Origin of the sequence: Solibacillus sp. FSL H8-0523 (assembly GCF_038051985.1) — a bacterium.
Taxonomy (GTDB): Bacteria; Bacillota; Bacilli; order Bacillales_A; family Planococcaceae; genus Solibacillus.
Window position 1 is genome coordinate 1,977,698 of sequence record NZ_CP150291.1, and the last position, 22,534, is coordinate 2,000,231.

Consider the following 22,534-nt stretch of genomic DNA (forward strand, 5'->3'; position numbering starts at 1 on the left):
CTATTTCTTTTTTTGCTAAAGAATAAACAAAAAAGGCCAATAAATCCTAAAGTGGATTCATTGACCTCGTGATTAAATACTATTTTGTTAAAATTGCACTTGCTGCTGTTAACGCCTGTGCAAAATCTTCAATTAAATCATCTTCATTTTCTAAGCCGACTGAGAAGCGTAATAAACCATCTGTAATTCCGCGTTTTGCGCGTTCTTCGGGTTCCATTGCAGCATGACTCATTTTGGCAGGGTACGAAAGAATCGATTCCACACCACCAAGACTTACCGCAAATACGGGAATTTGCATCGCTTCAACGAATGCTTTGGCAATGTCGTAGCTAGGTAGGCTAAATGATAGCACCGCACCAGCTGACGTTGATTGCCCGTGGTGAATGGCAAAGCCTGGGTGGGAAGCTAGTCCAGGATAGTAGACCTTTTCTACAAGTGGCTGAGCTGCTAAAAATTCGGCAATGCGCTGTGCAACGCGTGTTTGCTCGTTAAAGCGTACCGCCGTTGTTTTCATATTTTGAATAAGTGTAAAGCTATCTTGCACACCTAATACCGATCCAAATGAATTTTGAATAAAGTAAATTTGATTTGCTAGGTCTTCATCTTTTGTCACGACTAAGCCAGCTAAAATATCCGAGTGACCTGATAAAAATTTCGTCGCAGAATGAATGACCACATCCACACCTAAATCAAGTGGACGCTGATGCAGTGGCGTCATAAAGGTATTATCTAAAAACGTCATTGCCCCGTGCGTTTTTGCAATTTCGACAACTGCGTGGATATCCGTAATGCCTAATGTCGGGTTTGACGGTGTTTCCATGTAAATTAATTTGGTTTCAGGCTTTACTGCGGCTTTTATAGCTTCCGCGTCTGTGAAATCAACAAATGTATGCGTAATGCCGTAGCGTGGTAATACCTTTGTCACAAAGCGGTATGTGCCGCCGTATACATCTTCAGTCACTACAATATGGTCACCAGCAGAAAGAATCATAAAGCAGGCAGAAACGGCCGCCATCCCTGTTGAGAATGCAAAGCCCCGATTGCCACCTTCAAGCTCCGCGATAGCTTTTTCAAGTGCAGCACGTGTTGGGTTACCAGAACGTGCGTAATCGTATTCACCGAATTCATCAATTGATTCTTGGTGGAATGTTGAAGATAAATAGATCGGTACATTGACCGCGCCTTTTTTATCACTATAGCCTTCACGAATGGCACCGTGAACTAGTGCTGTTTCAAGTCTTGTCATGCAAATTCACCTCGTAGTGTGTCAAATACTTGCTGTAAATCTGCAATTAAATCATCGGCTTCTTCAATCCCAACCGAGAAGCGTAGTAAACGATTACACACACCACGTGCCACGCGCTCGTCATACGGCATATCGGCGTGTGTTTGTGTGGCAGGGTAGGTAATAAAGCTTTCCACACCACCTAAGCTTTCTGCAAACGTAATGAGTTTGATGCCTTTTAAGAACGGGTTAATCATGGCCTCATCCTTTACTCGGAATGACAGCATGCCACCTTTACCTGTATAGAGTACGTCTGTCACAAGCTCTTCAGCAGTTAAAAACGCCGCTACTTTTTTGGCGTTGGCATCATGCTGCTTTAGGCGTAAGTGTAGCGTTTTAAGACCGCGAATCAGTAACCATGAATCCATCGGTGCTAATACCATGCCGATTCCGTTATGGTAGAAGCTTAGTTTTTCGCATAGCTCTGGGCCTTTCGCGACAACTAAACCTGCTAACACATCGTTATGACCGCCGATGTATTTTGTTGCACTATGTAATACAATGTCCGCACCAAGTTCGATTGGGCGTTGGAAGTACGGTGTATAGAACGTATTATCAACGATTAATAATAGATTATGTTTTTTCGCTAAAGCTCCATATGCCACTAAATCGATTTCCTGCATTAATGGATTGGTCGGTGTTTCGATAAATAATGCTTTTGTGTTTTCATTAATTAAACCTTCTACTTCCGCAAGATCTGTGAAAGGGTTGTACACCGGTTTAATATTGTAATTTTCCGCAAACGTTTTAAATAAACGATACGTCCCACCATATAAATCCTCGGGCACGATTAACTCGTCATTTGGCTTAAACAATGACATAACAAGCTGCACGGCTGCCATGCCGGAGCTACAAGCAAAACCTTGATCGCCGCCCTCTAAATCAGCAATCCCTTGCTCTAAAATTGTACGTGTTGGATTTTTTGTGCGTGTGTAGTCGTAACCAGTAGATTCGCCAATGCCCGTATGTTGATAGGCTGTTGACATATAAATAGGGGGATTAATGGCACCAGTTTTAGCATCTGATAAATTTCCAAGCTGAACAAGCTTAGTTTCAATAGAACGTTGTGACATGAAAACACTTCCTTAAAATTTCTTAATATTTCGAATGAATCGAGTATTACATCAATTTAACAAAAAACATCACATGAAACAATAGCAATACGAGGGTTTTCACAAATTTATATAAAAATAAAAAACCTAGAATACAACTATGCATTCTAGGTTTCGATTATTATTTTGATTGCTCTTGTTTTAATAAATCGCGAATCTCTTTTAATAACTCTTCTTTTGTATCTAACTTTGGTGTTGGGTCTTCCACAACTTCTGCCGCTTTTTTACGATTTAGTTTAGTAAGAATTCGTAGCGCCATGAAGATGGCAAAGGCAATGATTAAAAAGTCAATGATTGATTGGACAAATGTACCAAGTGCAATTTGTGCATCACCAGGACCAAACTTCCATTCGTTCGTTAAATCAATTCCACCCGTTAACATCCCAACTAATGGCATGATGATGTTTTCTACTAATGAAGTAACGATTTTACCGAAGGCAGCACCGATTACAACCGCTACGGCTAAATCGATTACGTTACCTTTCATCGCAAATTCCTTAAAGTCTTTCCACATAAAAACAACTCCTTATGTCTTATATTTCCTGCGAATTCCTATTGTACCGATTGTTTTTAATATTTTCAACTATCAATCTAGCATTCACATCTATTATAATAGGGGAAGTAACATTCCCTATTAAATAAGATTGGTGGCGTCTATGGCTAAAAACAAAAATAAAAAACCAATAATCTCACCGAAAGTAAAGCTCTTTTTAATCGTTTTATTAATTCCAGTTGCACTGACTACGTATATCTTCGCTTTTTTTAGCTGGCAGCAAATTCGTACGTTGCCGTTTATCGAGCAGTTTACCGAAAAGTCTGTGTACCAGCAAATTCAAGAGCAGTTCGACTTAGAAATCCCGCTTGAATACATCCCGGTTTATGTAGCTGCAGAAGAAAAATACGGTGTTCCGTGGACACTGCTTGCAGCACATCATCGCGTAGAAACGCGCTTTTCAACGATGAAAAAACTGGTGTCCCCAGTTGGCGCAGAAGGGCATATGCAGTTCATGCCTTGTACATTTGTTGGCTGGAAGCATCCCTCATGTAAAGATCTAGGACAAGGTGCTATTCCTGAAAAAGATAAAACCAATCCGGCGATTATCAAAAAATACGGAGGCTACGGGGTAGATGCAAATGGTGATGGTGTAGCCGATCCTTTTGATATTGAAGATGCTGTCTATAGTGCCGCAAAATTTTTATCGATTGCTGGTGTGAAGGATGGCAAATTAAAAAAAGCCATCTTCCAATATAATCATAGCGACAAATACGTACAAGATATCCTGCATTACTACAAACAGTACAGCGATTACGGTGAGCAATTGAAAGTTATCGCGCTGGAAAAGTAATTTTATTCATTGAAAAAAGTGTGACGCAATGTCACACTTTTTATTTAGATGCATACATACATTAAGTTGCTTTACGCATAGATTTTAAAATGAAGCTTACGATGAAAATTAAAACAATGGCACCAATTAATGCTGGGAATACGTAGAAGTCTGAAACTTGCCAGCCCCAGTTGCCTAATAGCATACTACCAATCCAAGAACCGATAATACCAGCTACGATGTTTCCAATAATACCACCTGGAATATCCTTACCTAATATTACACCTGCTAACCACCCTAAAATACCTCCGATGATCAAGAACCAAATAAAACTCATCATGTTATCAACTCTCCTTTGAAAAAAATGAAAGATAATTGCATCTAGTTAATTATTTCCTATATGACAAAGGATTAAACCTAAAAATTATAAAAAATCATATTACTTTTAAATAACTATAAGATTCTAGCACCTAAACATGCTTCAAAATGACTAAGCGCCCACGTATGACCTACATCATTAAAACTCGCAACCGCGTCCTTATAAATCGTAATCTGATAGCCTAAGTTATAGCTGTCTACCGCCGTATGAAGGATGCAAATATCTGTACAAACGCCAACTAATACAACTTCCTGTATACCGCGCTCGCGTAGCAAAATAGCTAAATTTGTACCTGCAAATGCACTATAGCGTGTTTTATCAAATGAAATGACCTCTTGTTGATATTTTTCGTATAGCTTTTTCACGCTGCCATACAACTCACGTCCGGTCGTCCCTTCTATATTATGTGGGGGGAATAGCTTTGTTTCTGGGTGAAATGGATCATTTTCTTTGTGTAAGTCATTTGCAAAAATGACAGGTTGTTTTTCTTGAATGAACTGCTCTATCAATGAAGCAATTTTCCCTTCAATTGCTTGCCCAGGCGCACCGCAAGTAAGCTTTCCATCTGGCGCGACAAAATCATACGTGTAATCAATGACGATTAATGCTTTAGAACTCATAAATCAGCCTCCTAAAAGTTAATGATTCTATTATGCCATGTTCCATAACAAGACGGTTAGGAAATTAGTTCGTTAAATAGTCAGAAAATTTTGATATTTAAATCTAACTATTGTATAGTAATCTCATAAACAATCAAACGGGGTGATCAATTGGATATGACAATCACGAAAAGGTTAAATCGTCAGGGTCTATTATTTGTTGGCGTGCACACTTTAATTGTATTGAACTTTGCATTGGAAATGTTATTAATGTAATAAATTTAAAATTACGAACCTAGCAGATAGTTGCTAGGTTTTTTTTGTGTATAATAATGGAAAAGTAGAGAGGTGCATACGAAAATATAATGAAAATACGAAAATATTCTTCCGTGAGGTGAAACAATGGACAACTATAACAAAGCTTTTCAAAACCTAGAGCATCCATTCGCATGGCTTGATTTGGATGCGCTGAATCACAATATTAATTTCGTCAACAAAAGCTGTGGTGATAAGCAAGTAAGGATTGCCACAAAATCAATCCGTTCGGTGGAAGCGTTGCAGCTGATTGCAAAACGCCTGCACCATTTCGCGGGTTATATGACGTTTACGGCGAATGAATCCCTGTTTTTATTCGAAAAAGGCTTGGACCAACTACTCATTGGCTATCCGGTGTACGAGGAACTGGCCATTACCAAGCTTGTGGAATGGGTGAAAAAGGGGAAGTCGCTGACGTTTATGGTCGACCATGTGCAGCAAGCCACGCTACTTAACACGATTGCAAGGAAAGCCCGTGTGACGCTAGAAGTTTGTGTCGACATTAACGTATCAACCGATTTTAAAGTACTGTATTTCGGTTCTAAGCGTTCGCCAATTACTGATTTTGCGAAGCTGGATGACTTGTTGAAACAACTCAAAACCCTACCATACATCAAAATTACGGGTGTGATGGCATATGATGCACAAATTGCTGGGGTGGCCGATCAAACGCCGAATTACTTTGGGGCAAAGGGCGCGCTCATTCGCACATTGAAAAAGCAGTCTGTACAAAAAATTACAGCGCTACGTCAGTTTGCCGTCGCTCATGTGAAAAGTATGGCAGACGTGAAATTTGTCAATGCAGGGGGCTCCGGCAGCATGCGTTGGTGCAGTAAACAGCGCGATGTGACAGAAATTACAGTCGGCTCGGCATTTTTTGCACCTGCATTATTTGATCATTACGAAAGTCTACAGCTTCAACCAGCAGCCGGCTTTGCGCTCCGTGTGACGCGGAGGTTTGCAGATGACATAGTTGTCTGTCATGGTGGTGGTTATTCGGCTTCAGGCGCAGCAGGGTCGGACCGTTTGCCGGTGTTCTTACAGCCAGAACGTTTTGCACTTCTACCATTAGAAGGCGCGGGGGAGGTACAAACGCCGATTCAAGTAAAACAAGGACAAGTTACGATTGGTGACACGGTGTATATGCGCCACGCCAAAGCAGGCGAACTTTGTGAACGATTCCAAGTGTTACATACCATTGAAGATGGTCACTACAAAGGACCAATGAAAACGTATCGGGGGGAAAATCAATGTTTTCTATAAACAAATGGAAAAATGGACAAAAGTGGACGAACTGGTCAGGGAGCTATCTTTCTTATCCAAGTGCCTATTACGCACCAAATTCAATAGAAGAAGTTTGCGACATTGTGAAAGACCATGCGCTCCTAAAACGTACGATTCGTGTAACAGGTGCCGCGCATTCGTTTAGCCCGGTTGCGTTACCAGAACAAACGGCGTTGTCCTTGCACAATATGCGCGGGCTGATTGAAGTAGATAAGGAAAATCAAACGGCAACCTTTTGGGCAGGTACGTACTTATATGAAGTCGGACCACTTCTCGCTAAGTACGGATTTGCGCTTAGTAATATGGGCGATATTCAACAGCAAACGCTGGCTGGCGCGATTTCCACAGGAACACATGGGACAGGTCTTACATTTGGCTCATTTTCATCGATGGTGACGAAATGGGGCTTTGTAAATGGTTTAGGGGAGTATACCGAGCATGTGCGCGGTGCCGATGCCTTATCAGAAAGCTTACATGTGTCTGTCGGGATGCTTGGGATTTTAGTGAAGGTGACGATCAAAGTCGTGCCGCTCTACAGCCTCGCCTATACTTCAGAGCGTAGTAATTTTTATAGTGAGGTGGCATTGTTGCAGCAAACAATTCGTGCGCATCGTAATGTCGAATGGTTTTATTTTCCGGGTAGCGAGCATATTCAAGTAAAGAAGATGGAGGCCGTGGCACCTATTGACCAGCCGAAATTCGAAAAATACGCCGATCAAGTAAAAGTACAGGCGTTAGAAAACGGGCTATTTTATGTGGCATCAGAGCTGTGTAAATACGTCCCGAAGGCAAGCTTAGCGGTTAGTAAGCTCGCATCAAAGGTTGTAGGCGGTGAGGCACGTACGGGAAAAAGCTACGAAATTTACCCATCACCTCGTAGTGTAAAGTTTGTCGAAGCAGAATATGCCGTGCCACTTACTAAGCTTGAAGCATGCATCGAAGAGGTACACACGATGTTTACTGAGCAAAAGTTTGATGTTCATTTTCCAATTGAAATTCGTACAACAGCAGGGGAGCCCGGTTACCTGAGCCCAACGCAAGGACAGGAATGTGCGTTCATTGCATTTCATATGTATAAAGGAATGAACGAAGGGCCGTATTTTGATTGGGTGCATGAAACCATGAAGAAATATAACGGTCGTCCGCATTGGGGAAAAATCAATCGCTACAACAAAGACAACATCGATACGTATTATCCAAACGCCCAAAAATTTAATGAAACTCGTCAACAGCAAGATCCAGCCAATGTATTTTTGACGCATTATTTCCGTAACATCTTTATGTATCACTAGAAAATTGAGGGATTTGAAATAAATATTTTAAAAATTCAAATTTTCGAAAAATAGTAATAAAACAGCAAAAGTATGCAACAGTGACGATGAAAGCGATTTCAAGGTGAGTGAACTTTTTGAATTGTATAAAAAATTCAAAAAATAGTGTTGACGTACTAGGTAAATCCGTACTATGATAACAACAATTTAGTACACCACTTCACGAAACATCACAGCGATGTCAGTTTTCATGTGAAGCACGTTCGACACTTACAAAATGAAAAGTTCGAATATTTCGACCTTAGTCGAAAAGATCCATTAAAAGATACAGCGAGAGTAAATGCATTACGTTGAGGGGCGTTAAAAATGAGAAGTGATATGATTAAAGTTGGGGTTGACCGAGCTCCACACCGTAGTCTTTTATACGCTACTGGTAAAGTAAAGGCGAAAGATTTAGAGAAGCCATTCATCGGGGTTTGTAATTCTTACATTGATATTATTCCTGGCCACGTTCACTTACGCGAATTCGCGGACGTTGTAAAAGAGGCCATTATTGAAGCGGGTGGGATTCCATTCGAATTTAACACAATTGGCGTAGATGATGGCATTGCGATGGGACACATCGGGATGCGCTACTCATTACCATCACGCGAAATTATCGCAGATGCAGCTGAAACCGTAATTAACGCACACTGGTTAGACGGTGTGTTCTACATTCCAAACTGTGACAAAATCACACCAGGGATGTTAATGGCGGCGGTTCGTACAAACGTACCATCTGTATTCGTATCAGGTGGCCCAATGGAGGCTGGTATATCGTCAACAGGTAAAACACTTTCATTAACAAGCGTTTTCGAAGGGGTCGGCGCACATAAAGCCGGTACGATGACAGCAGAGGAACTACTTGATATTGAAAACAACGCATGTCCAACATGTGGCTCATGCTCAGGGATGTTCACAGCGAACTCAATGAACTGTTTAATGGAAATGCTTGGTTTAGCATTACCGGGTAACGGTACAATTGTTGCAACGAGCGACAAGCGTAAAGAATTAATCTACGAAGCTGCGAAACATTTAGTCCGTATGATTAAAGAAGACGTAAAGCCTCGTGATATCGTAACAAAAGAAGCAATTGACGATGCATTCGCGCTAGATATGGCAATGGGGGGTTCTACAAACACAGTACTCCACACTTTAGCAATCGCAAACGAAGCAGAAATCGATTACAACATTGAAGATATTAACAAAGTCGCAGAGCGTGTACCGTATTTAGCGAAAATTATGCCAGCATCGGATATTTCGATGGATGACATCGCCAAAGCAGGCGGCGTGCAAGCGATTATTAATGAATTAACAAAAATTCCAGGTGCGATTCACCCAGACCGTCCAACGATTGCTGGTGTGAGCATGCGTGAACTTGTAAGTGATTATGAAATCTCAAACGACAAGGTCATTCGCACAAAGGATAATCCATATAGCCCAGTCGGTGGTTTATCCGTATTATTCGGAAACATCGCACCAGAAGGGTCAGTTATTAAAGTAGGGGCCGTTGATCCTTCGATTAAGAAGTTTGTTGGCGAGGCAATCGTCTTCAACTCTCAAGAAGAAGCACAAGAGGCAATTGACGCAGGCGTTGTTCGTGAAGGGCATGTCGTAGTCATTCGTTATGAAGGGCCAAAAGGTGGTCCAGGGATGCCAGAAATGCTAGCACCAACGTCAGCAATTCAAGGGCGCGGGTTAGGAACGAAAGTCGCACTAATCACAGACGGACGTTTCTCAGGTGCATCACGTGGTATTTCAATCGGTCATATTTCTCCAGAAGCAGCTGAAGGCGGTCCAATCGCGTTAGTAAACAACGGAGATACAATCGAAATTGACTTACCAAGCCGTACAATCAATCTATTAGTAGACGACGCAGAGCTTGAAACGCGCCGTGCAGGGTTACCTGTATTTGAACCAAAAATTAAACGCGGCTGGTTAGCTCGTTACTCAGCATTAGTAACGAATGCTTCTAAAGGCGGCGTCATGAAAATCTAGTTTGAAAAATTAAATCGTCAAATCGTTGATGAGGTTAAAGGTTACAGAGTCTTGTATTTACCAGAGAGCCGGTAGTGGTGGAAGCCGGCGATACAACTGTATCCGACATCCCCTCGGAGTGAGCTATTAAACGCGTAAGCCATTAGATAGCTCCGGGCATAGTCGAAGTGCTCGTTATTAATGAACCAGTGCACAGTAGCCAGTTGCACAGCTTTCTCATATGAAAGCTACGGCTACTGTGGTCAACACGGTTCGCGAGGTAGCAAAGTTAAACCGGATGCTTTTATTAAAAGCACCGATTTAGAGAGCTATAAACAAGGGTGGTACCATGAAAAGTCTTTTTCATCCCTACGTAAGAGTATTTCTTTTGCGTGCGGAGAAAAGGCTTTTTCTTTTTATGCAAATTTCCAATTTAAAATAGATTTAACAAGAAGGAAGGAGAATTTTACATGAGTGCAAATGTTTCAGCGAGTCAGGAAATTGAACCACAAGAACAACCAGAAGCACAAAAAATTAAAAAACCGCGTGATGGTGCTGATATTTTAGTTCAAGCGTTACACGATCAAGATGTAGATATTATTTTTGGTTACCCAGGTGGGGCTGTTCTTCAAATTTATGATGCGATTTATCGCAACCCAATTCGCCATATCCTTACTCGTCATGAGCAAGGGGCCATTCACGCAGCAGAAGGTTATGCACGTGTTATGAACAAACCGGGTGTTGTCATCGCAACATCAGGACCAGGTGCAACAAACTTAGTAACAGGAATTGCCGATGCGATGATCGACTCGATTCCACTGGTAATTTTCACAGGTCAGGTTGCGACGTCAGTTATCGGAACAGACGCGTTCCAAGAAGCCGACATTATGGGGATTACAACGCCAATCACAAAGCACAACTATCAAGTGCAAGATGTGCGTGACATTCCGCGCATTATTAAAGAAGCGTTCCATATTGCCAACACAGGTCGTAAAGGGCCCGTATTAATCGATTTCCCAAAAAATATTTCACAAACGGTGTTTCAAGATGATATTAAAACACCAGACGATATTTACTTACCGGGCTATCAACCAACAACAAAGCCGAACTACCTACAAATTCAAAAGGCGATTCAAGCACTTGGCTTAGCGAAAAAACCATTAGTTCTTGCTGGAGCGGGCGTATTATTCGCCGATGCACGCGAGCAATTAACTGAATTTATAGAAAAATATAACTTACCAGTAGTCAATACGCTTTTAGGTCTTGGTAGTATTCACGGTGATCACGAGCAGTTCTTCGGCATGGCCGGGATGCACGGCTACGCAACAGCAAATGATGCCATTACAAAGGCTGACTTACTAATCAACATCGGCGCACGCTTTGATGACCGCTTAACAGGGAACTTAGCAACATTTGCTCCGAACGCAACGATCATTCATATCGATATTGATCCAGCAGAAATCGGTAAAAATGTGCCAACAGATATTCCAATCGTAGCGGATGCAAAAGAAGCATTATATGCATTCCTGAAAAAAGATTTCCAAGGTCCTGATACAACCGACTGGATGAACTACTTAAAAGACAGCCGTGAAAAGTATCCATTATGGTACGAGGATGCAGGTGAGGAAATTTTACCGCAGCAGGCAATGGAAATTATCCACCGTTTAACAGACGGTGAAGCGATTGTGACAACAGACGTTGGGCAGCACCAAATGTGGGCAGCTCAGTACTACCGCTTAAACAATCCACATGGTTGGGTAACTTCTGGTGGCTTAGGCACAATGGGCTTCGGTTTCCCAGCAGCAATCGGCGCACAATTTGCAAAACCTGAGAAGAAAGTTATCTCTATTGTAGGGGATGCCGGCTTCCAAATGACAAACCAAGAGCTTGCGTTATTAAAAGAATTCAACTTACCAGTAAAAGTAGTCATCCTAAACAACAGCTGTTTAGGCATGGTACGTCAGTGGCAAGAAACATTCTATGAAGAGCGCTATTCACAAAGCTTAATGCCAATCCAGCCTGACTTTGTCAAGTTAGCAGAAGCATATGGTGTCAAAGGGGTTCGCATTGAAAAGCTATCAGAAGCAGAGGAATTATTTGCAGAAGCACTAAATTCAGATGAGCCAGTCGTAATTGACTGCCGCATCAAACAGCTAGTGAGTGTATTCCCAATGGTAGCTCCAGGTAAAGGATTACATGAAATGATTGGAGTGAAAAAACCATGAAACGTGTTATCACTGTAACCGTTATTAACCAAAGTGGTGTATTAAACCGCGTGACTGGTTTATTAATGAAGCGTCAATTCAACATCGAATCGATTACGGTAGGTCAATCTGAGCAAGCAAACTTCTCGAAAATGACCTTCATCGTAAATGTTAAAGATGAAAGCAAAATTGAACAGTTGATCAAACAACTGTCAAAACAAATTGACGTATTAAAAGTCAATGATATTACTGAAAAAGCAATCGTGCTACGTGAATTAGCGTTAATCAAAGTCGTATCACCACCAAACTTACGCTTAGAAATGAACGCGATTGTTGAACCATTCCGCCCACAAGTCGTGGACACATCGAAAAATGTTGTGACATACGAAGTGGTCGGACATCCAGAAAAAATTGATGCCTTCATCGACTTAATTCGCCCATACGGCATTAAAGAATTAACACGTACAGGCGCAACAGCAGCAATTCGCGAAGCCCAAAAAGTAGAAGGCCCGCAGCTGTCGATTTTAAAATAGTTATCCATACGGGGCGGAGGATGTCATCCAATGCCCGTATTTCAAAAAAATAAAACACTTAACTTATTGGAGGAAATGAAAATGTCTAAAATGTATTATGAAAACGAAATCAACGAACAGGTATTACAAGGTAAAAAAATCGCGATCATCGGGTATGGTTCTCAAGGCCATGCACATGCGCTTAACTTAAAAGAATCAGGTTTTGATGTAGTAGTAGGTATCCGTCCAGGTAAATCATACGATGCAGCTAAAGAAGATGGTCTTGATGTTAAAACTGTAGCAGAAGCAGCAGCTGAAGCAGATGTAATCCAAATCTTACTTCCAGATGAGCGTCAAAAAGCAGTTTACGAAGCAGAAATCGCGCCACACTTAACAGCTGGTAAAGCATTAATGTTCGCACACGGCTTCAACGTTCACTTCGGTCAAATCACACCACCAGCAGACGTAGACGTATTCTTAGTTGCGCCTAAAGGTCCTGGTCACTTAGTTCGTCGTCAATTCACAGAAGGCGCTGGCGTACCTGGTTTATTCGCAATTCACCAAGATGCAACAGGTTCTGCACGTGACTTAGCACTTGCTTACGGTAAAGGAATTGGTTCAGCTCGTGGTGGTTTACTTGAAACTACATTCGCTGAAGAAACAGTTACAGACTTATTCGGTGAGCAAGCAGTACTTTGCGGTGGTACAACAGAGCTTGTGAAAGCAGGTTTTGAAACATTAGTAGAAGCAGGTTACCAACCAGAACTTGCTTACTTCGAAACAATGCACGAATTAAAATTAATCGTTGACCTAATGTTCGAAGGTGGTATGGCAACAATGCGCTACTCAATCTCAGATACAGCTGAGTGGGGAGACTATGTATCAGGTCCACGTATCATCGACGCTTCAGTTAAAGCGCGCATGAAAGACGTATTAACAGACATCCAAGACGGTACATTCGCTAAACGTTGGATCGAAGAAAATGAAACGGGTCGTCCAGAATATACAAAATTCAAAGAAGCTGGTGCTAACCACCAAATCGAAGAAGTGGGCGCAAAATTACGTGCGATGATGCCATTCATCAACCAAGGCAAGCAAAAGGTTACAGTGAAATAATATGCGAAAAATTGACATTTTTGATACAACATTGCGCGACGGAGAGCAATCAGCCGGTATTAACTTAAATACCGCTGAAAAGCTTGAAATCGCTAAGCAGCTAGAGCGTTTAGGTGTCACAATTATTGAGGCGGGATTCCCTGCCTCATCTCCTGGTGATTTAGAGGCGGTATCATTAATTGCCAAAACGGTGAAAAACTCGATCGTTACAGGTTTAGCACGTGCGGTTAAAAGTGATATCGATGCGGTTTGGGAAGCGATTAAGCATGCACAGCAACCACATGTACATACATTTATCGCAACAAGCCCAATCCATATGGAATACAAACTAAAGAAAAATCCAGATGAAGTTGTTGAGCAAGCAGTCGCAGCCGTGAAATATGCCAAAGAGAAATTCTCTTTAGTTGAATTTTCTGCTGAGGATGCCTTCCGCTCAGACAAAGAATTTTTAGTTCGCATTTGCCAAGAGGTCATCAAAGCAGGTGCGACAACAATCAACATTCCCGATACAGTTGGCTACGCGTCACCTGATGAGTACGGGGCACTGTTTAGCTATTTACGTGAAAACGTCATTGGCTCAGAAAACATTAAGTTCTCTGCACACTGCCACGACGATTTAGGAATGGCGGTTGCGAACTCTCTTGCAGCGGTTCAAAACGGGGCCGACCAAGTAGAATGTACGATTAACGGAATCGGTGAACGTGCCGGTAACGCCGCTTTAGAAGAAATTGGTGTTGCACTTCATATCCGTAAAGACTTCTACGGAGTTGAATCGGGTCTAAACTTAAAGGAAATTAAGCGTACATCACAAATGGTTAGCCGTTTAACGAATGTATTAATCCAGCCAAACAAAGCAGTTGTCGGGAAAAATGCATTCGCCCATGAATCAGGTATCCACCAAGATGGCGTCTTAAAAAATCCTGAAACGTACGAAATCATCTCACCTGCATTAGTTGGTGAAGACGAGGTGCCTTTAGTATTAGGTAAGCACTCTGGTCGTGCTGCATTCCGTGATCGTGCGGAAACAATGGGCTTCCAGTTATCGGATGATAAATTAAACAAAGCATTCGCCGAGTTCAAAAAACTAGCGGACCGCAAAAAAGAAGTGACCGAAGAAGACTTAACAACGATTTTAACCGAGCAACAAGTGTCCACAGAAAACGTGCCACTATTCGAATTAAAATCCGTACAAGTGCAATACGGTACAGAAAATATCCCAACAGCGACAGCTTCGGTTGTCACACCTGAAGGCGATATTAAAACACTTGCCGCAACAGGCTCTGGTTCAGTAGAAGCCATCTTCAATACATTAGAGCAGCTCGTAAACGGCACAGTGAACATTTTAGATTACCGCGTACAATCAGTAGGTAAAGGGCGCGACGCACTAGGGGAAGCCGTTATTAACTTAAAATATAATGGCTATACATCAACTGGTCGCGACGCAGCACAAGACGTACTAGAAGCGTCAGCAAAAGCCTACCTAAACGCGATTAATCGCCACATAATCCAGCAGTATGTTCGCAACGAGCAAGCTGTGACAAACTGATTCTTTATTGCAAAAACTAAGCTTTGTATTGAGTAAATCTTAGTTGATTGGAGTGTAGGGTCGACTCCTGCGGGAACAGCACGACGCCTGAGACTACAGGCTCAGGCCGTGCCCGCGGAAAGCGTACCCGAAACGGAAATCAACGGGTTCTAGTACAAAGCTTCTACTACAAGTAATTTCACGTCGAAAGAAAGGTGTTTTTCAAATGGAAAAGAAAATTACAGTACTACCAGGTGATGGCATTGGTCCAGAAGTTGTTGCAAGTGCAGTAAAAGTACTACAAGTAATCGGGAAGCGTTTCAACCACACGTTTCATTTAGACTATGCGTTAATTGGCGGTGCAGCAATCGATCAACACAACAACCCACTACCAGATGAAACAATCGAAAAATGTGAAGCGAGCGATGCGATTTTATTAGGCGCAGTTGGCGGACCAAAATGGGATAACAACCCACCAGAGTTGCGTCCAGAAAAGGGCTTATTACGCATTCGTAAACACTTCGACTTATTTGCCAATTTACGTCCGGTAAAAGCATTCCCAAGTTTACTTGCGTCTTCTCCATTAAAACGTGAAGTTGCGGAAAACGTAGACTTAATGATCGTCCGCGAATTAACAGGAGGGCTTTACTTCGGAGAGCCACGTAAGAAAACAGATGCAGGTGCTATTGATACATGTGTGTATTCACGAGTGGAAATCGAGCGAATCGTAGACAATGCCTTCGAATTAGCAAGACTTCGCCGCGGCAAACTTTGCTCAGTAGACAAAGCAAACGTACTCGATACGTCACGTTTATGGCGTGAAATTGTTGAAGAAAAGAAAAAGCAGTACCCAGATGTAGAAACAGAACATAACCTGGTGGACTCAGTAGCAATGAAGCTGATCACAAACCCAGGTCACTATGATGTAGTCGTAACAGAAAACTTATTCGGCGACATTTTAAGTGATGAAGCATCTGTTATTACAGGTTCTTTAGGTGTATTACCTTCTGCATCAATTCGCGGCGACAACTTCGGCCTTTATGAGCCAGTACACGGCTCAGCACCAGAAATCGCAGGTCAAGGTGTTGCAAACCCTGCCGCTACAATTCTTTCTGTAGCGATGCTATTACAATACTCATTTGGCTTAAAAGAAGAAGCAGCAGAAATCGAACGCGCCGTAACAGCCGTATTCGACGATGGCTATTTCACAAAAGACCTAGCACAAGAACATACACGTGCATTGTCAACACAAGAATGGACAGAGAAAGTACTAAACGAAATCGATGCAAGCTTCGTTTCGGATAGTATTATGATTTCATATAATTAAGGAACGGTGAAGACTATGGGGAAAAATATCATTGAAAAAGTGTGGGAACAACACGTCGTACATCGTGAAGATGGCAAGCCAGATTTACTATATATCGATTTACACTTAATTCATGAAGTAACAAGCCCGCAAGCGTTCGAGGGACTACGCTTAGCTGGCCGCAAAGTGCGTCGTACAGACCTGTGCTTTGCAACAATGGATCATAACGTACCAACAAAAAACTTACCAACAATTAACGACCCAATCGCGAAAAAGCAAATCATGACACTTGCTGAAAACGCAAAAGAGTTCGGTATTGAGCTAGCAGACATCGGCCATCCAGACCAAGGGATTGTTCACGTAATTGGGCCTGAGCTAGGATTAACACAGCCAGGGAAAACAATCGTTTGTGGTGACTCACATACAGCGACACATGGTGCATTCGGTGCAATTGCATTTGGTATCGGTACATCAGAAGTAGAACACGTATTATCAACACAAACGCTATGGCAATTAAAGCCACCAACAATGGAAATCCGTGTCAACGGTGACCTTGGTGTTGGCGTAACGGCGAAGGATATCATTTTAGCGATTATCGCAAAATGGGGCATTGGCGTAGGTACAGGGCATATCGTCGAGTACACAGGCGAAGCCATTCGTAAGCTGTCAATGGAAGAGCGTATGACGATTTGTAATATGTCAATCGAAGCTGGCGCAAAAGCTGGTTTAATCTCACCTGACGAAACAACGGTGGAATTCCTACGTGGTCGTCGTCACGCACCAAAAGGCGAGACGTTTGAAGAAGCCGCGAAGTATTGGTTAAGTCTTGCATCAGACGCAGACGCAACGTATGATGTGGTGCTTGAAATTGACGCAGCAGATATCGAACCAATCGTGACTTGGGGCACAAACCCCGCAATGGGTGTTGGCGTATCACAAACGGTACCAACAGCAACTGATTACGATAGTGAAACAGACCGTCAAGCGTTAGAAAAAGCGCTTCAATACATGGATTTACAAGAAGGTCAAAAAATTACCGATATCGAAGTGCAACATGTCTTTATCGGCTCTTGTACAAACTCACGTATTAACGACCTGCGCGCAGCAGCAGAAATCGTCAAGGGTGAAAAGCTAGCAAAAGGTGTAACAGGCATTGTTGTACCGGGTTCTTGGTCAACGAAAAAGCAAGCAGAAGAAGAAGGCTTACATGAAATCTTCCTAGCTGCAGGCTTTGAATGGCGCGAATCAGGCTGCTCGGCTTGTTTAGGGATGAACGAAGACGTGATTCCTTCAGGCGAGCGCTGTGCATCGACATCAAACCGTAACTTCGAAGGACGTCAAGGCGCGGGTGCTCGTACGCACTTAGTATCACCAGCAATGGCAGCAGCAGCGGCAATTCATGGTCGTTTCGTAGACGTTCGTCAACTACAAAAGCAAGAGGCGTAAGGAGAGATTGTATGGAACCGATTAATATCGTGAACAGCATTTACGCGCCACTAGATCGCAAAAATGTTGATACTGACCAAATTATATCAAAAGAATTTTTAAAACGAATTGAACGTACAGGCTTTGGCGAGTTCGTATTCTATCACTGGCGCTTTGATAAGGACGGTAACCCAAATGCGGACTTCATTTTAAATAAGCCAGCTTATAAAACAGCAGAAATCTTAGTTGCGCAAGATAACTTTGGCTGCGGTTCATCACGTGAGCACGCACCATGGGCAATTTTAGACTACGGCTTCCGTGTCGTGATTGCACCGTCTTTCGCAGACATTTTCCACAATAACTGCTTCAAAAACGGCATTTTACCGATCAAGCTAACAGAAGCAGAGTGCGACGAGCTCCTTGAAAAAGGCTTAGCCGAAGCACAAGCAATCGAAGTAAACCTACAACAACAAACCGTGACGACAGGCTATGGTAAAACATATACATTTACCATTGACCCGTACTACAAAGAGATGCTACTAAACGGCTGGGATGAGATTTCGTTGACATTTAAATACGACGAGCAAATCACAGCATATGAAAGCAAACGTGTCGCGTATTAATTGAATATATAATAGAAGAAACTAGATTAGAGGCATCTGCTTTTAATCTAGTTTTTTCCATAAATTACTATATTGTTGCTTGTACAGTAGAATGTTATAATTTGTTGTAATAGTGTAATTGGGATTAGGAGGGGTGTTGTGAATAATTTTTGGGGCATTTTTGGTGTAATTGTTGTCGTTTTATTAATTATTGGTTTTATCATGAGCTATTGGATGTATATCGTTGGTGCTATTGCGGCATTTTTCGGTGTGAAATGGTTGCTGAAATATAATAAGGAACAGCAATTACAAAAAATCGCGCTAGAGGAACGTAGACGTGAATTAGAACATCAATCAACGCTTGAGTTTAAAATGAAACGTTTATTAGAACTTGCAAAATATGATACAAAAAATTTAAATGTGCGTCACGCATATAAAACGAAGTCCGCATTAAATTTACAGGATTACTGGCATAAATATTTGGATTTACGCGCAAAACTTGCTTTGAATGATACGAATACATATCGTGAAGAAGGTGTCATCGATTTAATGTGCGATGAGCTGTTAAATCGTTTAGATAATGCGGAATATGAAACAACCGATGAGATCAAGAAGGAATTTATTGAGTCGAATTTAACGCCACTGTTACGAGATGTTGTCGATATTATGGATGGGATTAGTCCTGAAATGACCATAAATATTGACGCATATCAGTTGTTAAAAGCTAAGTAAAAGACAAGTACCACTTTTATATGAGACAAGCTCCCCATAGGCTAGACAGATTAAAGTTGAATCTGTTTAGCCAGTGGGGAGTTTTTTTCTGAAATTATGTTTTGACAATAATTGAATCTTTTGATCGTGTTAAATAGTCCTTGTCGGAGAAATTAGCATGTTGCCGACTTAGCTCCGCATAGCTTCATTACTGAATAACAGCGATGTAGTTTCAAATTGATCCTATGGCATAGGTTCGGTATAAATGCAATGCCAATGTTAGCTCTAAAAACTGGTCTGGGTTATTTAACGAGCGCATCGTCAGTTGCTCAATACGCTGTAATCGGTGATAGAGCGTGTTTTGATGAATATGCAGCTGTTCGGATGCTTTTGTAATCGAGCGATTGTGTACAATGTAGCATTGTAACGTTTGCAGTAAAATCGTATCCTTTTGCATAGTTAACGGGGCCAATACTTGCGAAACAAAGTGCTGGATATCACTACTTGTTTGCTTGGCAAATAGCCGATTAATGCCGATTTCCTCATAGCAATTTATCGCAATGTTCGTACCTTGCTTTTGGTGATGGCATAGTGCGTGCTCACTTTCTGTAAAGCTAGCCGCTATCTGTAATAAGTTATCCTGAATGGTACCCACGCCAATTGTGATAAGCTGCTGGTGAAATTGTAACCAGCTCTCAAGAATAGTCGGTAAACGTTGCACTAACGATTCACGAAACGTTTCATTTCCTTGTACGACCCAAACAACCTGATCGCTTTGCGTAAAGATAAACGGATGTGAAGGGTAGTAATGTGTTAAATGCTCTATAAATTGCATCACATGCCAGTTTGTGAAATGGCTAAATTTCATGACGACACAAAAAGTAGGCTCATAAACGGCCAACTGTAAATCCTCATAGCGCGGATCAAGTAGCGGTGCTTGCCCAGCTAAAAGATGCTGAAATAATTCAAAGCGTTCCTTATAGCTAATCTGGCTTTTTGCTTGAAATTGAATTGCCTTTAACGCTAAACTGATGCCCGCATTTTCTATAATTCGTTTTTCAGAAGCTTCAATAGGCTCTGTTGTTGTGAATAACAGATAGCCAAAAATTTGCTGCTCATTTTTAACAGGATATATATATGTTTGTTCATAAAGAGTGTGGATGCCAGGTACAGTAATCGTTTTTAATTGATTTAATACAGCGTTTTCAGGAAAAGTATCACGGTCAAGTAAATTGACATAGTGAACGGGGTGCCCCAAGAGACGCGTCGTTTGCTCTAAAATGAGCGCCTCGTCAGCATTTTGAAACGTCAGCTTTAAAAATAGCTGATGAATCTCGTTATTTTGAACGTAATCAAAGTTCAACTGTTCGATTTGTTCATAGGCTTCAGCATTTTTTAAGGCAACTGCTGCCTGAGATGCAAAGCTTTTTAATAGCTGTAAATCTCGATTTTGGAAAGGCATTTTATTCGAATACTGATGCACAATCATAATGCCAAATTTTCTTGTATCTGAAAAGATCGGCACGGCCATTGTTAACAAGTTTTTTGAAGGGTTTCTACTAAGTGCATGTTCAAGCGCTTCCGCATTGTCTTTTGTAACATTCCACATAATCTTGAGCGCGGCATTTAGGTCATAGATGCCAGACGTCCCTGTTTCAAATGTATAACCCGCGATTCCTTCACCGCTAGAAGGTGCATAGTTATAGATGGCATCAGTTGTCCCTTTTTTCGCAACCGTAAATAAACGCTGCTTTGTGTTGTCATACAACATCACGAAGCCACGGTCGATGGACGGGATGGCCTCAAGGGAATAATCAATGATTTTTTGGAGCAACGGCTTAATTTTTAAATCGGAATTGAGCGCAATCATAATTTCGGAAGTAGCAAGCTGCTGCTCCTGCTGCTTCATGTACAACTGCTCGAAAAAGATTTTTTCAGCTTGAAGTTGAATATTTGTTTCATCTATCCCTCTTAAATCAAGTGAAATTTGACAAAAAACGACGTATCGCTCAGGAAGAGAAGTTTCAAATGTCGAAGAAAAAAACCCTGTGCGCGTATCAAAAACATTTTTTGATGGAAGCGTCTCCACAATGGTAGGTGTCCCACTAAATAAAAACCATTCATTTGTAGCGCTGTAAATGTAAAACGTGCAATAATGCTGTTCTATTTTAATGTGCTTTTGTCCACTCAGAAAAGACACACTCCTTTACTTCTCCGTATTTTAGAACTTCCCACAATTCCATTCTACTAAAATTGTAACTTATTCCAATGAAATTGTCTTATATTTTTCGTAATATTTAGATAATTAAAAGGAGGCGATTACATGGAAAGTACATTAAAAAATAGAAGTACTTGGATAATGGTTGTATTGTATTTTGGATGGATTGTATCTTATGTAGATCGAACGGCGATTACACTTGCGTTAACAAGTATTGGTTCGGATTTAACTCTGACTGCTACACAGCTCGGCTTTGTGCTCAGTGCGTTTTTCATGGGGTATGCACTCATGCAAATTCCTGGTGGTTGGTTGGCTGACCGCTTTGGTATTATAAAAATTTTAATCATTGCCGTTGCTTTTTGGTCCGTTTTCACTGCGTTTACGGGCTTAGCTTGGTCACTAGTTGTTTTAATACTGATTCGCTTTTTATTTGGAATCGGCGAGGGTGGCTATCCTGCTGCAAGTACAAAGGCAATCGCCACTTATTATGAGAAATCACAGCGTACAAAGGCGCAATCTACGATGATGTCATCAAATATGGTGGGGGCAGCACTGGCACCGATTATTTGTGCACCGTTACTCATCGTGTTTGGCTGGCGTACTGTATTTTTCATTATTTCGGCACTTGGGATTATTTTTATCATCGGTTTGCTGTATTTCACACGTAATGCAAAGACCTACATTGAAGAACAACAAGACAAACCAAAGGGCTCGTTTAAGGCCGTTTTAACGAATCCGTATCTTGTAAAAGTACTAATGATTTTCTTCTTTGTGAATCTAGCGAGCTGGGGCTTAAGCTCTTGGATGCCAACGTATTTAATGCAGGAGCACAATATTAATATGGCGAGTATCGGCATTGTTGCGGCGATTCCTGCATTATTTGCAGCGGTTGGCATGATTATTAGTGGGCGTATCATTACAACACTAGGTGCAAAATCAAAGTATGGTGTCATTTTAGGAACGTCTGTTTTAGCGATTGCGCTTATTTTAATGGCAAATACCACTTCGATTGTGTTAATTATTGTGTATCAATGTGTGGCGTTCTCATTTATGTCATTCGTGAGCGCATTTATTTTCACAACACCACACCGTGTGGTAGAAGAAAGCAATGTGGCGACGGCATTTGGCATTGTCAATTTTGGAGGACAGGCTGCAGGGATTTTAGCACCTACAATTATGGGCTATTTAATTACCGCATCAGGTGGCTCATTTAATACATCATTTATTTTCTTAGCAATTGTATGTGGGATAGCGGCTTGTATTGCGATGCTGTTACCTGTAAAGAAAACAGAAGTAGAAGAAATTCAATTGAAAGTTGTGGAGGGGTAA

Annotated in this window: 19 protein-coding genes; 13 read left to right on the forward strand and 6 right to left on the reverse strand. The window is 41.6% G+C overall.

Annotated elements, in window-relative coordinates; genetic code table 11:
* Nucleotides 1-79 precede the first annotated feature (79 nt).
* From NSQ62_RS09910 to mscL, 3 genes are all read right to left on the reverse strand, one after another.
* Nucleotides 80-1,246, reverse strand: coding sequence for an aminotransferase class I/II-fold pyridoxal phosphate-dependent enzyme (locus NSQ62_RS09910; RefSeq protein ID WP_341323764.1), 1,167 nt, complete (start codon nucleotides 1,244-1,246; stop codon nucleotides 80-82).
* The gene (locus tag NSQ62_RS09915; protein WP_341323765.1) at nucleotides 1,243-2,358 is read right to left on the reverse strand and encodes a methionine biosynthesis PLP-dependent protein; all 1,116 of its coding nucleotides are present in this window, start codon (nucleotides 2,356-2,358) and stop codon (nucleotides 1,243-1,245) included. The genes NSQ62_RS09910 and NSQ62_RS09915 overlap by 4 nt, the downstream gene beginning before the upstream one ends.
* Nucleotides 2,359-2,518: 160 nt before the next feature.
* On the reverse strand, nucleotides 2,519-2,911 hold the full coding sequence (gene mscL, locus NSQ62_RS09920; RefSeq protein ID WP_341323766.1) for a large conductance mechanosensitive channel protein MscL: 393 nt from the start codon (nucleotides 2,909-2,911) through the stop codon (nucleotides 2,519-2,521).
* A gap of 142 nt (nucleotides 2,912-3,053) precedes the next feature.
* Between mscL and NSQ62_RS09925 the strand changes: the two genes are divergently transcribed.
* A complete protein-coding gene (locus NSQ62_RS09925; RefSeq protein ID WP_341323767.1) occupies nucleotides 3,054-3,743 on the forward strand; it encodes a lytic transglycosylase domain-containing protein in 690 nt (229 codons plus the stop codon).
* A gap of 61 nt (nucleotides 3,744-3,804) precedes the next feature.
* Here NSQ62_RS09925 and NSQ62_RS09930 read toward each other — a convergent pair whose 3' ends face one another.
* Together NSQ62_RS09930 and NSQ62_RS09935 are read right to left on the reverse strand one after the other, a co-directional pair.
* On the reverse strand, nucleotides 3,805-4,059 hold the full coding sequence (locus tag NSQ62_RS09930; protein ID WP_341323918.1) for a GlsB/YeaQ/YmgE family stress response membrane protein: 255 nt from the start codon (nucleotides 4,057-4,059) through the stop codon (nucleotides 3,805-3,807).
* Between the two features lie 116 nt (nucleotides 4,060-4,175).
* Nucleotides 4,176-4,721 carry an isochorismatase family cysteine hydrolase gene (locus NSQ62_RS09935; RefSeq protein WP_341323768.1) on the reverse strand — a complete coding sequence of 182 codons (546 nt, stop codon included), beginning with the start codon at nucleotides 4,719-4,721 and terminating at the stop codon, nucleotides 4,176-4,178.
* 381 nt (nucleotides 4,722-5,102) lie between these two features.
* Between NSQ62_RS09935 and NSQ62_RS09940 the strand changes: the two genes are divergently transcribed.
* From NSQ62_RS09940 to NSQ62_RS09990, 11 genes are all read left to right on the forward strand, one after another.
* The gene (locus tag NSQ62_RS09940) at nucleotides 5,103-6,278 is read left to right on the forward strand and encodes an alanine racemase (RefSeq protein ID WP_341323769.1); all 1,176 of its coding nucleotides are present in this window, start codon (nucleotides 5,103-5,105) and stop codon (nucleotides 6,276-6,278) included.
* Nucleotides 6,266-7,591, forward strand: a complete 1,326-nt coding sequence (locus NSQ62_RS09945; RefSeq protein WP_341323770.1) for a D-arabinono-1,4-lactone oxidase — start codon at nucleotides 6,266-6,268, stop codon at nucleotides 7,589-7,591. Before NSQ62_RS09940 ends, NSQ62_RS09945 begins: the two co-directional genes overlap by 13 nt.
* A gap of 345 nt (nucleotides 7,592-7,936) precedes the next feature.
* The gene (gene ilvD / locus NSQ62_RS09950; protein WP_341323771.1) at nucleotides 7,937-9,607 is read left to right on the forward strand and encodes a dihydroxy-acid dehydratase; all 1,671 of its coding nucleotides are present in this window, start codon (nucleotides 7,937-7,939) and stop codon (nucleotides 9,605-9,607) included.
* A 449-nt stretch (nucleotides 9,608-10,056) separates the two neighbouring features.
* On the forward strand, nucleotides 10,057-11,811 hold the full coding sequence (gene ilvB / locus NSQ62_RS09955) for a biosynthetic-type acetolactate synthase large subunit (protein WP_341323772.1): 1,755 nt from the start codon (nucleotides 10,057-10,059) through the stop codon (nucleotides 11,809-11,811).
* Nucleotides 11,808-12,323 (forward strand): acetolactate synthase small subunit, encoded by a 516-nt coding sequence (gene ilvN, locus NSQ62_RS09960; RefSeq protein ID WP_341323773.1) that lies wholly within the window; start codon nucleotides 11,808-11,810, stop codon nucleotides 12,321-12,323. The genes ilvB and ilvN overlap by 4 nt, the downstream gene beginning before the upstream one ends.
* Nucleotides 12,324-12,404: 81 nt before the next feature.
* Nucleotides 12,405-13,418: a ketol-acid reductoisomerase gene (gene ilvC, locus NSQ62_RS09965; RefSeq protein WP_341323774.1), complete on the forward strand. Its 1,014-nt coding sequence runs from the start codon at nucleotides 12,405-12,407 to the stop codon at nucleotides 13,416-13,418.
* A gap of 1 nt (nucleotide 13,419) precedes the next feature.
* A complete protein-coding gene (locus tag NSQ62_RS09970) occupies nucleotides 13,420-14,964 on the forward strand; it encodes a 2-isopropylmalate synthase (protein ID WP_341323775.1) in 1,545 nt (514 codons plus the stop codon).
* 205 nt (nucleotides 14,965-15,169) lie between these two features.
* Nucleotides 15,170-16,270 carry a 3-isopropylmalate dehydrogenase gene (gene leuB / locus NSQ62_RS09975; RefSeq protein WP_341323776.1) on the forward strand — a complete coding sequence of 367 codons (1,101 nt, stop codon included), beginning with the start codon at nucleotides 15,170-15,172 and terminating at the stop codon, nucleotides 16,268-16,270.
* Between the two features lie 15 nt (nucleotides 16,271-16,285).
* Nucleotides 16,286-17,695, forward strand: coding sequence for a 3-isopropylmalate dehydratase large subunit (leuC, locus tag NSQ62_RS09980; RefSeq protein WP_341323777.1), 1,410 nt, complete (start codon nucleotides 16,286-16,288; stop codon nucleotides 17,693-17,695).
* A gap of 11 nt (nucleotides 17,696-17,706) precedes the next feature.
* Nucleotides 17,707-18,297, forward strand: a complete 591-nt coding sequence (gene leuD, locus NSQ62_RS09985) for a 3-isopropylmalate dehydratase small subunit (protein WP_341323778.1) — start codon at nucleotides 17,707-17,709, stop codon at nucleotides 18,295-18,297.
* Nucleotides 18,298-18,435: 138 nt separating this feature from the next.
* On the forward strand, nucleotides 18,436-19,008 hold the full coding sequence (locus tag NSQ62_RS09990) for an ABC transporter substrate-binding protein (protein ID WP_341323779.1): 573 nt from the start codon (nucleotides 18,436-18,438) through the stop codon (nucleotides 19,006-19,008).
* Between the two features lie 211 nt (nucleotides 19,009-19,219).
* Here the strand turns inward: NSQ62_RS09990 and NSQ62_RS09995 are convergent, their stop codons facing one another.
* Entirely contained in the window at nucleotides 19,220-21,187 is a 1,968-nt protein-coding gene (locus NSQ62_RS09995) for a helix-turn-helix domain-containing protein (RefSeq protein ID WP_341323780.1), read from the reverse strand.
* A 123-nt stretch (nucleotides 21,188-21,310) separates the two neighbouring features.
* Between NSQ62_RS09995 and NSQ62_RS10000 the strand changes: the two genes are divergently transcribed.
* Nucleotides 21,311-22,534: an MFS transporter gene (locus NSQ62_RS10000; protein ID WP_341323781.1), complete on the forward strand. Its 1,224-nt coding sequence runs from the start codon at nucleotides 21,311-21,313 to the stop codon at nucleotides 22,532-22,534.